This window comes from Pseudomonas sp. B21-036 (assembly GCF_024748925.1).
In the GTDB taxonomy this organism is placed as follows: domain Bacteria; phylum Pseudomonadota; class Gammaproteobacteria; order Pseudomonadales; family Pseudomonadaceae; genus Aquipseudomonas; species Aquipseudomonas palmensis.
The window spans coordinates 175,139-189,639 of sequence record NZ_CP087178.1 but is presented as its reverse complement, the minus strand read 5'-3'; the positions used below and the strand labels follow the sequence as shown (position 1 = coordinate 189,639).

The window sequence follows — 14,501 nt, the reverse complement described above, 5'->3', positions numbered from 1 at the left end:
AAAAAGAGGGTAGCGCCCGGGGTCAGGCGCGACGCAGTGCGTGCTGTTCCAGGCGGCTCTGCAGGCGATAGAGGTAGGCAAAGCCCTGCTCCCAGCGCCGGTGTCCAGACTTGACGTTGATATGCCCGGCGCCGCCGAGCACACCGGCTTCTGCGCCCCAGGCGCGAGCCAGTTGCATCGCCCGTGGCGCGCTGACCGCCGGATCGTTGTCGGAGGTGACCACCTGGCTGGGAAACGGCAGCAGGTTCTGCGGAATCGGCGCGAAGTTGCGCAGGGCCGGTGCACAGGCCGGGCGTTCGACGTCGGCCGGGGCCACCAGCAGTGCGCCACGTACCTGCTGCAGCAGGGTTTCGCTGGCGTGGGCGGCCCAATGCGCGACGGTGATGCAGCCCAGGCTGTGGGCGATCAGGATCACCGGCGAGGTGTCGGCGGCGATGGCATGTTCGAGCGCGGCAACCCAGTCTTCACGACGCGGGGTGATCCAGTCGGCCTGTTCGACGCGGGCACTGTTGGGCAGGCTGTTCTGCCAGTGGGTTTGCCAGTGATCGTCTGGCGATCCTTGCCAGCCCGGCACAATCAGGTAACGAATCGACTCATTGCGCATGAGATGCCTCCTGCTGGGTTTGCATTGCATGAGGGCAAGTATAGGGCGGGGGTTATATTCGTAAAGGAATAAGAAGCTATTTATTAATAACCAAAACTGCTTTCCGAATACTGTGTGCAACCCTGTGGGCGCTGGTATCGGCGCCTTCGGAACGGGCATAAAAAAAGGGGCCGTCCCCTGCCAGGATACGGCCCCCGAATGCGTTGCCCTTACCGTTGCATCGTGTTCAACGCGCGGTGATCACCGAAAGCTTGGTGATACCCGCCCGCTCGATCGAGGCCATGGCGCGCGCCACTTCCCCATAATTCACACCGTCGTCCGCCTGCAGTTGCACGCGTACCTCCGGGTCCTTGGCCTTGGCCGCCTGCAAGCTGGTCTCCAGCAAGTCCGGCTGGATCTCGTCCTTGTTGATGAACAACTTGCCGCCCCCATCGATGCTCACCACCAGCGGGTCCTTCTGCTCCACCGGGGCCACGGCCTCGGTCTTGGGCAGGCTGATCGGGATCGCGTTGGTCAACAACGGCGCGGTCACGATGAACACCACCAGCAGCACCAGCATCACGTCCACCAGCGGCGTCACGTTGATCTCGCTGAGTACCTCGTCACTGTCCTGGGTAGAAAAGGCCATGTCAGGACGCCTCTTTCACAGGTTGGCCGCTCACTGTTGCAGCTTTGTAAAGCGCAGGGTGCACCAGCACGCGGAAGGCACTCTTCTGCGCCAGGCTGTAGAAGTCGTGGGCAAAGTCGTCGAGGTCGGCCGCCGTGAGTTTCAGGCGACGCAGGAAGTAGTTGTAAACCAGCACCGCCGGCACCGCGACCGCGATCCCCACACCCGTGGCCACCAGCGCCGCACCAATCGGCCCGGCCACGGTTTCCAGGCTCGCCGAGCCCGCCGCACTGATGCCCTTGAGCGCTTCCATGATGCCCCACACGGTACCGAACAGACCGATGAACGGCGACGTGCTGCCGATACTGGCCACCACCGCCAGGCCGGTTTCCAGCGAGCGGCGCTCACGCACGATCTGCTGGCGCAGGGCGCGTTCGAGGCGGTCCTGGTGGTTGATCGCCTGGCTCAGGTCATTGGCCTGGCCGGGCTCGCCCACCGCGATGGCGGCGTAGCCGGCCTGGGCCACGCGGGCGGCGGCGCCGGGCTGGGTCTGGGTGAGTTCGGCGGCCGAATCAAGGCTTGAGGCCGCCCAGAACTGCTTGTGGAAGCGCTTGTCCTGGTTCTTGAGACGGGCGAACTGCAAGCCCTTGACCAGGGCCAGGCCCCAGGTCGCGACGGAAAACACCACCAGCAGCCAGATCACCGCGCTTTCGATGGATTCAAGGGGGGATGCCAATACACTCATGATGGTTTCTCTCTGTTAGCGCGAAATTTTTAGCGAATCTTGAAATCGATCGGCACGCTGACCCAGCCCGCCTGAGCCACGTCGCCCTGCTTAGCCGGCACGAAGCTCCAGCGCTTTACCGCCGCCAGCGCGGCGTCGTCGAGCTGCTGGCGACCACTGCTCTTCTGCAACTGGATCTCGCCAGGCTTGCCGCTGGGCAACACATGCACCCGCAGCAGCACGGTGCCTTCCCAGCCGCGACGCTGGGCCAGCGACGGGTATTCCGGCGCCGGGTTCTTCAGGTACGCCGCGCTGGCCGAAGCCGGGGTCACCGGCGCCGGGGCAGGTGGCGCAGGCGGGGCGGCAGGTTGCGGCGGTGCCGGCGGCGGCTCGACCGGTTTGGGCGCAGGCTTGGGCTCGGGCTTGGGCACCGGCTTTGGCTTGGGCTTGGGTACCGGCTTGGGCGGTGGCGGCGGCTTGACGGCCAACTCGTCGACCACCGGCGGTGGCGGCTCCACCACAGGCTCGGCCGGCGCCGGGGGCGGCGGCTCGACAACCGGTGGCGCCGGCTGGGAAAACTCGATGGTCATCGGCGGGATTTCCGGTGGAACCACCGGCAACACCGGGGCCGGTGCCTGGCTGACCCAGTAGGCCACGGCACCATGCAGCACCAGCGCGAAAACCCCGAGCAGCACCTTCTCGCGGCCCTTCAAGGCACTACGCGGGGTGCGCTGCAAGCGCTGTTGCGCCAGCGGCAACCGGTGCGGCCGACCGAGGTCGACCAGCTCGCCGCCCGGCGCCTGGCGCCAAAGCACATCGAGAGCACTGGCGGCGGTCTGGACATTACCCATTGATCAACTCCTGGGAAGTTCGGTGCATGTGCATCGGAGGCCGCCCGGTCTGGCCGGCCTTCGCTGAGGTGGATGATCGACGCGTGCTGCTTATCTCTTAAAGTAATCTTTAAAGTTATGGATAGAACCTGATCGCATATACAAAACCGCTGAACCGCTCTAGCCCGCGCCAATCAAGGGCTGGAGGGCATTGCTGATCTGGCAATGCCTTTGCGGCATCGAAAATATTCGCCAAAGGCATCGAAAAACCCCTCAGAAGTCATAGCGACCGGTCACGCCCAGGGTCCGCGGGGTGCCGAGCAGCCCTTCGTAGCCGCCGTTGGCGGCGCTCCACAGGGTGGTGTAGTAGGTCTTGTCGAAGGCGTTCTTCAGCCATAGCGACACGTCCCACTGCCCGCCCCCGGCATCGCCGCGCAGGCCGGTACTGAGGTTGACCACGGCGTAGCTGGGGATCTGCGCGAAGTCCGAGTCCTCGACCGTGCCCACCGCCCTGGAACGGAACGCATAGCTGGCGGTGACATAGGGCTGCAGGCCGTTGTCCAGGTCCCACTGGTACTGGCCGTTGGCGTTGGCGATCCATTTGGAGGCGCCGACCACCTGATGCCCGCTGAGGTCGCAGGCGGCCGGGGCACCCGGTTGCAGAGCCACCTCCGGCGCGCACGGGGCGTCCTTGTAGGCGAGGTAACGCACGTCGTTGAACGAGCCGTTGAGGTTCAGCGTAAGGCCGCGCAGCGGCACCAGGGTGCTGTCGAACTCGACCCCGCGTGAGCGCACCGAGCCTGCGTTGGTCAGGTACTGCACGCGGTTGGCGTCGTCGTAGGCGTTGGTCTGGTAGCCGTTGACCTGGGTCCAGAACAGGTTGGCGTTCAGTTGCAGGCGGCGGTCCCACAGGGTGCTCTTGAAACCCAGTTCGGCGTTGTTGGCGCGCTCGGTGCCGATCAGCAACGAGTCGGCGCCAGCCACCGGTGCGGTGCCCACCGCCAGGTTGACCCCGCCGGACTTCTCGCCGTGGGACAGCGTGGCGTAGCCCAGCAGGTCGTCGGTGAAGCGGTAACTGAGGTTGAGCAGGCCCGAGGGGCTGGTGCTGTACTGGTTAAGGTCGCCCGAGTCATACGCACCGGCCCGTCCCTGGCGTACCGCTGCCGCCGCCCCGCTGACCGCAGCGCCGCCCACCGGGGCGCTGCGGTTGACCCAGGCGCTTTTCTCTTCGTAGGTGCCGCGTATCCCGGCGGTGAAGTCCAGGCGCGGGGTGAGGTGCCAGGTGCCCTGGCCGAACAGGGCGAAGCTGTCGGTCTTGATGTGCCCCTTGCCCACCGAGCTGACGTTGGCCAGCGCACCGGTCGGCGTGCCGTTCCACACGTCGGCCTGGGGGCCGTAGAAGGCGAAGGACTTGTTGTCCAGGTTGGAGCCGAAGTAGTACGCGCCCAGTACGTAGTCGAAGAAGCCGCCCGTGGGCGAGGCCAGGCGAAATTCCTGGGAGTACTGCTTGTCTTGCACCGACACCCCGGCGTTGTAGGTCGCCGGCACATCCAGGCCGTCGTCGTTGCGCGGGGTGAAGTCCCACCAGCGGTAGCTGCTGATGGAGGTCAGGGTGAAGTCGTTGTCCAGGGTCCAGTTGGCCTCCAGCGAGGTGCCGCCCTGGAACACCGTGACCTTCTGGTCGTCGTCCAGGTTGACCTTGCGGTGGCGGCCGTCGACCAGCGTGGCGCCGGCCGCCGCCGCACGGCTTTCATAGCGGTTGACGCCGTTGATGGTCGGCCCGGTGCTGTACAGCACGCGGGTGCCGGCGCTGGAGTCTTCCTCGTTGTAGTCGCCGATCCAGCGCAGGTTGAACTGCTCGCTGGGCTTGTACAGCAGTTGCCCGCGAAAGCCCTGGCGCGCGCCACCGTTGAGGGTGTGGCCGTCGTGCTCGTTGCTGATGTCGCCGTCGCTGCGCGTGCGGTAGGCCGAGAAGCGGCCGGCCAGGGTCTCGGTGAGCGGGCCGGAAAGCGTGCCCTTGGTCTGGAAGTAGCCGTCCTCGCCCACCGAGGCCTCGATGCTGCGCTCGGGGGTGAAGCTGGGCGCACGGGTGCTGATGTTGATGACCCCCGCAGTGGTGTTCTTGCCGAACAGGGTGCCCTGGGGGCCGCGCAGCACTTCGAGCTGCTCGATGTCCATGAGGTCGAACACCGCCATGCCGGGGCGGCCGAGGTAGACGTTGTCCAGGTACAGCCCCACGCTGCCTTCCAGGCCGTCGCTGGCCGGGTTGTTGCCCAGGCCGCGGATCGACACGCTGGACTGGCGCGCATGCATGTAGGCCACGTTGACGCTGGGCACCAACTGCTGAAGGTCCTGGATGCGGTACACGCGCTGGCTTTCCAGGGCCTGGCCGTCGAGCACGCTCATCGGCGTGGGCACGTCCTGGGCGCTCTCTTCACGTCGGCGCGCAGTCACGGTGACGGCCTTGAGCTGGCTGTCGGGCCTGACCTCGGGCGTCGCGTCGGTGGCCGCCTGGGCCGGCAGCCAATGCGCGCTGCCGGCCAGCAGCAAGGCCAGCGGCAGGCGCTTGAGCCGTCGGGAAGACAAGGGTGCGGCGGGGGAAGACGGGCGCATGGGCGGCTCCTGGGGAAGGAATTTATATTCCTTAAAGTTATTTATTTATGATTTCACATATGTTTACTGCATAAGAGATTGCCTTTATAAGGAGTGCAGCCGAGGCAGAGCAAATGCATTTGCCCGATACTTTTCATGTGAAAAATGCATATCGACCTACGCCAGCTTCGCCACCTGATCGCGCTTGCCGAGCACCGCAGCTTCGTGGCGGCGGCGAACGCGGTGAGCCTTTCGCAATCGGCCTTCAGCCGCAGCATCCAGGCCCTGGAACACAGCGCCGGGTGCCTGCTGGTGGACCGGTCGAGCAAGGAGCTGGCGCCGACCAAGCAGGGCCTGGTGGTGCTCGAACATGCGCGCCGGCTGGTCAGCGGCGCGCATCAGTTGAGCAACGAGATCAGCCAGTTCAACGGCCTGGAGGCCGGCGAGCTGCGCTTTGGCTGCGGCCCGGCGCCGGCCGCCGGGCTGGTGCCGCGTGCCATCGGCACGTTCATCGGGCGCTACCCCAGGGCACGGGTGCGCTTTCAGGTGGATGACTGGCAGAACCTGGACAAGCGCCTGCTGGCCGAAGAGTTCGAGTTCTTCGTGGCCGATACCCGCCGCTTCGAGGCCGACCCGGCCTACCACACCGTGCGCCTGCGCCCGCGCCGCTGGCACTTCTGCTGCCGCGCCGCGCACCCGCTGGCGCAACTGCCGAGCGTCAGCGCCGAGCAACTGCTGGCCTACCCCCTGGCGGTGACCCTGCGCCCGCCCAACCTGCGCAAGGTGATCAGCGACCTGAGCGGGCGCCCGGACTTCACCGCCAGCGTCGAGTGCGAGAACGGCTACAGCCTGCTGGGGGTGGTGCTGAACTCCGACGCGATCGGCATCTGCAGCGCCAACAGCGATGCGCTGCACAGCGCCGCCCAGCAACTGGTGCGCCTGAACATCGACGGCCTGCACGACGACTGCGAGGAGCTGTACACCCGCTACGGCATCGTCAGCCGTGCGCGCCAGCGCCTGTCGCCGCTGGCCGAGGCAATGATCGCGCAGATCGTCGCCACCGATCAGGCCGACCAGGACCTGTGCAACCTGGAGCGCCTGGCCATCTGAGGTGTTGCGCCGGGCGCATCGAAGGTATTCGGCAAATGCGCTTGTGGTCGCGTGGCGTGCAGGGCGAAATCACCCACCAGACTTTCAACCGGTGAGCGCCATGACCCAACCTGCCCCCGTGCGCAACGTGCTGTACATCATGTGCGACCAGCTGCGTCGCGATTATCTGTCGTGCTACGGCCACCCGCACCTGCACACGCCCAACATCGACCGCCTGGCCGCTGCCGGGGTGCGCTTCAGCCGCGCCTACACCCAAGGCACCATCTGCGGGCCGTCGCGCATGTCGGCATACACCGGGCGCTATGTGAGCAGCCACCAGGTGGCCTGGAACAGCGTGCCGCTGCCGCTGGAGGAGCTGACCTTGGGCGACTACCTGCGCCCGGCCGGCATCCGCACCGCGCTGGTGGGCAAGACCCACGCCACGCCGAACCTTCAGGCGCAGCAGCAGCTGGGCATCGACGCCGACATGGCCAGGCAGCTCGATGAAGTGGGTTTCGAAGCCTATGTGCGCCATGACGGTATCTACCCCGACGACCCGCAGTTCGCCGACAAGCGCGAGAGCGCCCCATACACCCGTTACCTGCGCGAACACGGCTATGGCGGCGACAACCCCTGGCACGACTGGGCCAATGCAGCGCAGGGCGAAGATGGCGAGGTGCTCAGCGGCTGGCACATGCGCCACGCCGACCGCCCCACGCGCCTGCCCGAGCAGCATTCGGAGACGGTGTACACCACCGACCGCGCCATCGACTTCATCACCGAACAGGGCGAGCAGCCGTGGTGCCTGCACCTGTCGTACATCAAGCCGCACTGGCCGTACATCGCGCCGGCGCCGTACCACGCGCTGTATGGCGCGGCGCAGGTGCTGCCAGCGGTGCCGGGCGGGCGCAGCGATCACCCGGTGTATGGCGCGTTTCGCCAGCATCAGGAGAGCGTGAACTTCTCCCGCGAGGAGGTGCGCCTGAAGGTGATCCCCACCTACATGGGGCTTATCAGGCAGGTGGACGACCAGCTCGGACGGCTGTTCGAAGTGCTTCGACGCACCGGGCGCTGGGACGACACGCTGATCGTGTTCACCAGCGACCACGGTGATTTTCTGGGCGACCACGGGCTGGGGGAGAAGGAGTTTCTGCTGGAGCAGGCGGTGGGTGTGCCGTTGATCGTGCGCGACCCGCGTGGGGCGGCAGATGCCACCCGCGGCACGGTGGATGCGCGGCTGGTGGAGACCATCGATGCGCTGCCGACGTTTCTGGACGCACTGGGATTGCCGGGAGCCGAGCATCGGCTGGAGGGGCGGTCACTGGTACCGTTGCTGCACGGCACGGCGCAGGGATGGCGCGAATACGCGATTGCCGAGTACGACTATGCGTTCCAGACCCCGGCGCGGGAGCGGCTGGGGCAGCCGATCGACCGTTGCCGCATGACCATGGTGCGCAGCGAGCGCTTCAAGTACATCGCGTATGACGGCTTCAGGGCGCAGCTGTTCGACCTGCAGGAAGACCCGCAGGAGCGGCACGACCTGGGCGATGATCCGGCGCATGCCGGCGTGCGCGAGGTGCATCAGGGGTACCTGTTGCAGTGGTTGCGCGGGCTCAAGCGCCGCACCACGATCAGCCATGCGGAGATCGAGCGGCGGGGGGAGCGGTTCCGCTACGGGGAGCCGCAGGCGGACAGCGTGGTGAAGATCGGGGTGTGGTGAAGCGGGCCGCTTCGCGGCCCATCGCGGGTCAAGCCCGCTCCCACAGGTACTCCACTGCCCCTTGGATCAGTGATATCCCTGTGGGAGCGGGCTTGACCCGCGATGAGGCCCGTAAGGCCTCAGATATTGCCGACCTTCTGCCACACCTTCGGCTTGAAGAACAACGTCTCGCCACGGGCCAATCCGGTCAGGCTGTCGTGGTCCTTGACCACCTCGGCCTCGATCAGCTCGCTCTGCCCTTCCACCTTCAGCGTCACCCGCGTGGTCGCGCCCAACGGGCGTATGTCACGCACTTCAGCTGCGTGGTGGCCTTCCACCTCCTGTCGCGACAGCGACACTTCGTGCGGACGGAACAGCACGTGCTGGTCCTCGCTCAGGTGCAGGCGGTTGGAGTCGCCCAGAAAGTGGTAGACGAAGTCGCTGGCCGGGTTCTCGTATACCTCGCCCGGCGAGCCGATCTGCTCGATCACGCCCTTGTTCATCACCACGATACGGTCGGCCACTTCCATGGCTTCTTCCTGGTCGTGGGTCACGAACACCGAGGTCAGGTTGATGTCTTCGTGCAACCGCGCCAGCCAGCGACGCAGCTCCTTGCGCACCTTGGCGTCCAGCGCACCGAACGGCTCGTCCAGCAGCAGCACCTTGGGCTCTACCGCCAGTGCCCGCGCCAGGGCGATACGCTGGCGCTGGCCACCGGACAGTTGCTCGGGGTAGCGGTCGCTGAGCCAGTCCAGCTGCACCATGTTCAGCAGCTCGTGGACCTTCTCGGCAATGCGCGTCTCGTTCGGGCGCTCGCCCTTGGGCTTCATGCGCAGGCCGAAGGCGACGTTGTCGAACACGCTCATGTGGCGAAACAGCGCGTAGTGCTGGAACACGAAGCCGACGTTGCGATCACGCACGTCGTGCCCCGACACGTCCTCGCCATGGAACACGATGCTGCCCTGGTCCGGCGTCTCGAGCCCGGCGATGATGCGCAGCAGGGTGGTCTTGCCGCAGCCGGACGGGCCCAGCAGCGCTACCAGCTCGCCGCTGTGGATATCCAGGTTGATGCTGTCCAGGGCCTGGAAAGCGTTGAAGCGCTTGCTGACGTTACGAACTTCGATCGACATGAATTATTCCTCCGCGGCGCTGTGGCGCAGGCGGTTAATGCGGGACTCGCTCCACTGCTTGAGCAGCAGGATGAAGAGCGCCAGGATCAGCAGCAGGCTGGCCACGCTGAAGGCCGCGACATGGTTGTATTCGTTGTAGAGGATCTCGACATGCAGCGGCAAGGTGTTGGTCACCCCGCGAATATGCCCGGACACCACCGACACCGCACCGAACTCGCCCATCGCGCGCGCCGTGCACAGCACCACGCCATAGATCAGGCCCCATTTGATGTTGGGTACGGTGACATGCCAGAACATCTGCCAGCCGTTGGCCCCGAGCAGGCGTGCAGCCTCCTCTTCCTGGGTGCCCTGCTCCTGCATCAGCGGGATCAGCTCGCGCGCCACGAACGGCACGGTGACGAAGATGGTCGCCAGCACGATGCCGGGCAGGGCGAACACGATCTGGATGTCATGGTCCTGCAGCCACGGGCCGAAGAAGCCCTGGGCACCGAACATCAGCACGTAGACAAGACCGGCGATCACCGGCGACACCGAGAACGGCAGGTCGATCAGGGTCACCAGGATGCTCTTGCCGGGGAAGCTGTACTTGCTCACGCACCACGCCGCGCTGACCCCGAACACCAGGTTCAGCGGCACCGAGATGGCCACCGCGATCAGGGTGAGCTTGAGCGCCGACAGCGCGTCGGGCTCGAAGATCGCCTCGAAGAAGGTGCCCAGGCCCATCTTCAGGCCCTGGGACACCACGATGAACAGCGGCAGCAGCAGAAACAGCGCGAAGATCAGCCAGCCGAGGCCGATCAGCACGCGCCGTGAAATCGCGCTGCCACGGCGGGCAGCGTTGGCCGAAGCGGCCACACCAACAGATGATGCAGACATGGGTCAGGCCTCCTTCACGGGGTTTCGATGCGCCGCTGCAACAGGTTGATCAGCAGCAGCAGGATGAAGGAAACCACCAGCATCATCACGCCGATGGCGGTGGCGCCGGTGTAGTCGTACTGGTCGAGCTTGACCATGATCAGCAACGGCAGGATCTCGGTCTTCATCGGCATGTTGCCGGCGATGAAGATCACCGAACCGTACTCGCCCACACCCCGTGCGAAGGCCAGCGCGAAGCCGGTCAGCCAGGCCGGCAGCAGCGCCGGCGCCAGCACGTAGCGGAACACCTGCAGCGGCTTGGCCCCCAGGCACGCGGCGGCCTCTTCGACCTCGCGCGGGATGTCGGCCAGCACCGGCTGCACCGTGCGCACCACGAACGGCAGGGTCACGAAGGTCAGCGCCAGGGTGATGCCCAGCGGCGTGTAGGCGATCTTGAAGCCCAGGTCGGTGGCGAACTGGCCCACCAGACCGGACGGCGCATACAGCGCGGTCAGGGCGATGCCAGCCACCGCGGTGGGCAGGGCGAACGGCAGGTCGATCATCGCATCGATGACCTTGCGCCCTGGGAAGGTGTAGCGCACCAGCACCCAGGCCAGCAGCGTGCCGATCACGCCGTTGATCAGCGCCGCATAGAACGCGGTGCTGAAGCTGAGCTTGAGCGCGGCCAGCACCCGGGGTGCGGTGACGATGGTCCAGAACTGGTCCCAGGTGAGCTGGGCGGCATGGATGAACATGGCCGCCAGCGGTATGAGCACTATCAGGCTGAGGTACACCAAGGTGTAGCCCAGCGTCAGCCCGAAGCCGGGTATGACGGGGGAGATACGACGCGACATAGAAGTCCCTGGTTTAACGCACGAAGCCCGAGACGAATCCCGGGCCCATGCTGGCTACTGAATGGCGATTATCCTAACGGCCACGCATCACTGCGCCGTGTAGATCTGGTCGAACACACCACCATCGTTGAAGAACTTGGGCTGCGCAGTTTTCCAGCCACCGAAGTCTTTGTCGATAGTCACCAGTTCGAGTTTAGGGAACTGCTTGGCGTATTCGGCAGCGACCTTCTCGTCACGCGGGCGGTAGAAGTTCTCGGCGGCGATCTTCTGGCCGGCCGGGCTGTACAGGTACTTGAGGTATTCGGTGGCGATCGCGGTATTGCCCTTTTTCTCGGCGTTCTTGTCCACCACCGCCACCGGCGGCTCGGCCAGGATCGACAGCGACGGCACGACGATGTCGAACTTGTCGGCGCCACCGTCTTCCTTGAGGGCCAGGAAGGCTTCGTTTTCCCAGGCCAGCAGCACGTCGCCCTGACCGTTGTTGACGAAGGTGATGGTCGAGCCGCGGGCGCCGGTGTCCAGTACCGGCACGTGCTTGAACAGCTCCTGCACGTATTCCTGGGCCTTGGCTTCGCTGCCGCCGGCCTTCAGGCCGTAGGCCCAGGCGGCGAGGAAGTTCCAGCGCGCGCCACCGGAGGTTTTAGGGTTGGGCGTGATCACCGACACGTCCTTCTTGATCAGGTCGCCCCAGTCCTTGATGCCCTTGGGGTTGCCCTTGCGCACCAGGAACACGATGGTCGAGGTGTACGGGGTGCTGGCGTCGGGCAGGCGGGTCTGCCAGTTCTCCGGCAGGGTCTTGCCGAGCTTGGCGATTTCGTCGATGTCGCCGGCCAGGGCCAGGGTCACCACGTCGGCGCGCAGGCCGTCGATCACCGCACGGCCCTGCTTGCCCGAGCCACCGTGGGACTGCTGGATCTTGACCTTGTCGTCCGGGTGCGCCTGCTGCCAGTGCTTGATGAATTCGGCGTTGTACTGCTGATACAGCTCGCGGGTGGGGTCATAGGACACGTTCAACAGCTCGTAGTCCTTGGCGATGGCGGAACCGGCAAACACGGCACTGGCCAGTGCGGCCAGGGCATAACGGCGGATGGACATGGTGAAGCTCCCGATTGGCGTATTTTTTTCTAATTAGAGGGCTGAATCAGCTGGGCTTGTTGCCTGGATTCTGCAGGCGGAATTTTTCCTTGCGTTCGATCTGCACGACCTGGGCGTTGTGCACGGTGATTTCCACCGCGCCGAAACGCAGGTCGCGCAATGCGCTCTGGATCTCGCGCAGAATGGTGGCTTCGTCCTGTCCGTCAACGCTACGCAGAGATGCGCTCATGCTCGTGCTCCTGGAAATAAGGGGTGCCGTGCAGCTGCATCTGAAGGGGACGACTGCGCCTGGCTTGAGGGCAATCTTAGAGAGGGTGGAATATTCTTAAAAATACTATTTAAGAATTTTTATATAACTAAAAAGTGTATAGGCGGGCTGCTTTGCAGCCCATCGCGGGTCAAGCCCGCTCCCACAAGGTTCTCCACCGGCCCCTGTGGGAGCAGGCTTGCCCCGCGAAAGGGCCCTCAGGACCAGCGCAGTTGCTGCGCAGGCACCGGTCGACCGTACCAGTAGCCCTGGCCCATGTCGCACTGCTGCTCCAGCAGGAAGCGCGCCTGCTCGGCCTCTTCGATGCCCTCGGCCTGGATCTGCATGCCCATGCTGCGCGCCAGGGCGATGATCACCCGCACGATGGCGACGTCATCATCGTCATGGGGCAGGCCCGCCACGAAGCCCTGGTCGATCTTGAGCTTCTGCACCGGCAGGCGCTTGAGCCGCAGCAGCGAGGAGTAACCGGTACCGAAATCGTCGATGGCCAGTTGCAGGCCCAGCTCGCGCAGGCGGTGCAACTGCTCCAGCGCCACCTCGGGGTCTTCCATCACCGCGCTTTCGGTCACCTCGACCTCCAGCCGCGCCGGGTCCAGCCCGGTGTCGTGCAGCACCTGGGCCACCAGTTGGTACAGGCTGCGCTTGCCGAACAGGCGGCTGGACACGTTGACCGCGACAAACCTCAGGGCCTTGCCCTCAGCCTGCCACTGCACCATCTGCTGGCAGGCCTGGCGCATCACCCAGGTGTCGATCTCGGCAATCAGCCCGGTGCGTTCGGCAATCGGGATGAACTCGCCCGGCGGCACCAGCCCGCGCTCGGGGTGCTGCCAGCGCACCAGTGCCTCGACGCCGATCATGGCACCGGTGAGCAGGTCGTGCACCGGCTGGTAGTACACCCGCAGCTCCTGCTGCTCCAGGGCACGGCGCAACTCGCCGGCCGTCTCGACCCGCTGCTGGGCATGGGCGGTCAGCTCCTCGGTGTACAGGGCGTACCCCGAGCGGCCATTGCCCTTGGCCTTGAACAGCGCCGAGTCGGCGTTGCGCAGCAATTGCTCGGCGCTCAGCGCATCGCTGGGGAACAGGCTGATGCCGATGCTGACGCTGGTGAACAGGCGATGGTGGTCGAGCTCGAACGGCTCCTTGAGGCAATCGATGATGCCTTGCGCCAGGGCAGCGGCCTGGCCGACCTGGGCGCAGTTCTCGGACAGCACGGCAAACTCGTCGCCGCCCAGCCGCGCCAGGGTCATGCCAGTGCCCAGCTGGGCCAGCAGGCGTTCGCTCACGGCCTTGAGCAACTGGTCGCCGGTGTTGTGGCCGAGGCTGTCGTTGATGCTCTGGAAGTGGTCCAGGTCCAGCAGCAACAGGGCACAGCCGCGCTTGTTGGCCTGGGCCGCAGCCAGGGTCTGCTTGACCCGGTCGTTGAACAGCAGGCGGTTGGGCAGGTCGGTGAGCGGGTCGTGGTGCACCAGGTGCGCCAGCTCGCGCTCGGTGTGCTTGATCGCGCTGATGTCGCTGAACACCGCCACGTAGTGGGTCAGCTGGCCGCTGTCGTCGTGAATGGCGCAGATGGTCTGCCACTGCGGGTAGATCTCGCCGTTCTTGCGCCGGTTCCAGATTTCGCCGCTCCATTCGCCCTTCTCGGCCAGGGTGGCGAATATCTGCTGGTAGAACGCGGTGTCGTGGCGGCCCGACTTGAACTTGCTCGGGCGCTGGCCCAGCACCTCGTCCTTCTGGTAGCCGGTGATCTGCATGAACGCCCGGTTGACGTGCACGATCAGGCCGTCGCGGTCGCTCACCAGCACCCCTTCGAGGGTGCTGTCGAACACCGCTGCGGCCATGCGCAGGCGCTCGCGGTCCTCGCGGCGCAGGCGCGCGCCCACGCCGATGAAATTGAGCAGGCGCCAGCGCGACACGAAGATCAGCGCAGCGCTGCAGCCCATCCACGCGTAGGCGTTGATCAGCTCCCAGCGTGCCAGCTGGGCGGGATCATCGAAAAGATTGCTCAGTATTTGATCAGACAGCACCAACCACATGACCGACAGCACCAGATACAGCGCGGACATACGCAGGGCGTCTCGAACGGATACAGACATAGAGTCGCTGGAACCCAGGGCAAAATGATGGCCATTATAGGGGTAGAAATATCCCGTGACC

General features: G+C 65.4%; 13 protein-coding genes. 2 read left to right on the top strand and 11 right to left on the bottom strand.

The genetic code is table 11. The features are described from left to right. Positions 1–22: 22 nt before the first annotated feature. The 5 genes from LOY33_RS00850 to LOY33_RS00830 form a co-directional block, all read right to left on the bottom strand. Positions 23–604: an alpha/beta hydrolase gene (locus tag LOY33_RS00850; RefSeq protein ID WP_043859907.1), complete on the bottom strand. Its 582-nt coding sequence runs from the start codon at positions 602–604 to the stop codon at positions 23–25. A 226-nt stretch (positions 605–830) separates the two neighbouring features. After that, entirely contained in the window at positions 831–1,232 is a 402-nt protein-coding gene (locus LOY33_RS00845) for a biopolymer transporter ExbD (protein WP_043859906.1), read from the bottom strand. A gap of 1 nt (position 1,233) precedes the next feature. After that, positions 1,234–1,956 carry a MotA/TolQ/ExbB proton channel family protein gene (locus LOY33_RS00840; protein WP_258660696.1) on the bottom strand — a complete coding sequence of 241 codons (723 nt, stop codon included), beginning with the start codon at positions 1,954–1,956 and terminating at the stop codon, positions 1,234–1,236. Positions 1,957–1,985: 29 nt separating this feature from the next. After that, positions 1,986–2,786, bottom strand: coding sequence for an energy transducer TonB (locus LOY33_RS00835; RefSeq protein WP_043859904.1), 801 nt, complete (start codon positions 2,784–2,786; stop codon positions 1,986–1,988). A 252-nt stretch (positions 2,787–3,038) separates the two neighbouring features. Continuing rightward, on the bottom strand, positions 3,039–5,378 hold the full coding sequence (locus LOY33_RS00830; protein ID WP_258660694.1) for a TonB-dependent receptor: 2,340 nt from the start codon (positions 5,376–5,378) through the stop codon (positions 3,039–3,041). A 144-nt stretch (positions 5,379–5,522) separates the two neighbouring features. Between LOY33_RS00830 and LOY33_RS00825 the strand changes: the two genes are divergently transcribed. Both LOY33_RS00825 and LOY33_RS00820 read left to right on the top strand, forming a co-directional pair. Continuing rightward, a complete protein-coding gene (locus LOY33_RS00825; RefSeq protein WP_043859902.1) occupies positions 5,523–6,467 on the top strand; it encodes a LysR family transcriptional regulator in 945 nt (314 codons plus the stop codon). A gap of 100 nt (positions 6,468–6,567) precedes the next feature. Next, entirely contained in the window at positions 6,568–8,166 is a 1,599-nt protein-coding gene (locus LOY33_RS00820) for an alkaline phosphatase family protein (protein WP_043859901.1), read from the top strand. Positions 8,167–8,285: 119 nt separating this feature from the next. Here the strand turns inward: LOY33_RS00820 and LOY33_RS00815 are convergent, their stop codons facing one another. The 6 genes from LOY33_RS00815 to dibA form a co-directional block, all read right to left on the bottom strand. Then, on the bottom strand, positions 8,286–9,275 hold the full coding sequence (locus LOY33_RS00815; RefSeq protein ID WP_054915893.1) for a sulfate/molybdate ABC transporter ATP-binding protein: 990 nt from the start codon (positions 9,273–9,275) through the stop codon (positions 8,286–8,288). A gap of 3 nt (positions 9,276–9,278) precedes the next feature. Beyond that, positions 9,279–10,151: a sulfate ABC transporter permease subunit CysW gene (gene cysW, locus LOY33_RS00810; protein ID WP_043859899.1), complete on the bottom strand. Its 873-nt coding sequence runs from the start codon at positions 10,149–10,151 to the stop codon at positions 9,279–9,281. Between the two features lie 14 nt (positions 10,152–10,165). Next, positions 10,166–10,984, bottom strand: coding sequence for a sulfate ABC transporter permease subunit CysT (gene cysT / locus LOY33_RS00805; protein WP_043859898.1), 819 nt, complete (start codon positions 10,982–10,984; stop codon positions 10,166–10,168). Positions 10,985–11,071: 87 nt separating this feature from the next. Further along, entirely contained in the window at positions 11,072–12,079 is a 1,008-nt protein-coding gene (locus LOY33_RS00800) for a sulfate ABC transporter substrate-binding protein (protein WP_043861301.1), read from the bottom strand. A gap of 46 nt (positions 12,080–12,125) precedes the next feature. Next, positions 12,126–12,308, bottom strand: a complete 183-nt coding sequence (gene oscA, locus LOY33_RS00795; protein ID WP_007941032.1) for a sulfur starvation response protein OscA — start codon at positions 12,306–12,308, stop codon at positions 12,126–12,128. 236 nt (positions 12,309–12,544) lie between these two features. Continuing rightward, the gene (gene dibA / locus LOY33_RS00790; protein WP_043861302.1) at positions 12,545–14,440 is read right to left on the bottom strand and encodes a phosphodiesterase DibA; all 1,896 of its coding nucleotides are present in this window, start codon (positions 14,438–14,440) and stop codon (positions 12,545–12,547) included. Between the last annotated feature and the right edge of the window lie 61 nt (positions 14,441–14,501).

Bases quoted from the DNA above. Each gene is read 5' to 3' on its own strand.
- LOY33_RS00850 (WP_043859907.1), bottom strand. From the start codon at position 604: ATGCGCAATGAGTCGATTCGTTACCTGATTGTGCCGGGCTGGCAAGGA.
- LOY33_RS00845 (WP_043859906.1), bottom strand. From the start codon at position 1,232: ATGGCCTTTTCTACCCAGGACAGTGACGAGGTACTCAGCGAGATCAAC.
- LOY33_RS00840 (WP_258660696.1), bottom strand. From the start codon at position 1,956: ATGAGTGTATTGGCATCCCCCCTTGAATCCATCGAAAGCGCGGTGATC.
- LOY33_RS00835 (WP_043859904.1), bottom strand. From the start codon at position 2,786: ATGGGTAATGTCCAGACCGCCGCCAGTGCTCTCGATGTGCTTTGGCGC.
- LOY33_RS00830 (WP_258660694.1), bottom strand. From the start codon at position 5,378: ATGCGCCCGTCTTCCCCCGCCGCACCCTTGTCTTCCCGACGGCTCAAG.
- LOY33_RS00825 (WP_043859902.1), top strand. From the start codon at position 5,523: ATGCATATCGACCTACGCCAGCTTCGCCACCTGATCGCGCTTGCCGAG.
- LOY33_RS00820 (WP_043859901.1), top strand. From the start codon at position 6,568: ATGACCCAACCTGCCCCCGTGCGCAACGTGCTGTACATCATGTGCGAC.
- LOY33_RS00815 (WP_054915893.1), bottom strand. From the start codon at position 9,275: ATGTCGATCGAAGTTCGTAACGTCAGCAAGCGCTTCAACGCTTTCCAG.
- cysW (WP_043859899.1), bottom strand. From the start codon at position 10,151: ATGTCTGCATCATCTGTTGGTGTGGCCGCTTCGGCCAACGCTGCCCGC.
- cysT (WP_043859898.1), bottom strand. From the start codon at position 10,984: ATGTCGCGTCGTATCTCCCCCGTCATACCCGGCTTCGGGCTGACGCTG.
- LOY33_RS00800 (WP_043861301.1), bottom strand. From the start codon at position 12,079: ATGTCCATCCGCCGTTATGCCCTGGCCGCACTGGCCAGTGCCGTGTTT.
- oscA (WP_007941032.1), bottom strand. From the start codon at position 12,308: ATGAGCGCATCTCTGCGTAGCGTTGACGGACAGGACGAAGCCACCATT.
- dibA (WP_043861302.1), bottom strand. From the start codon at position 14,440: ATGTCTGTATCCGTTCGAGACGCCCTGCGTATGTCCGCGCTGTATCTG.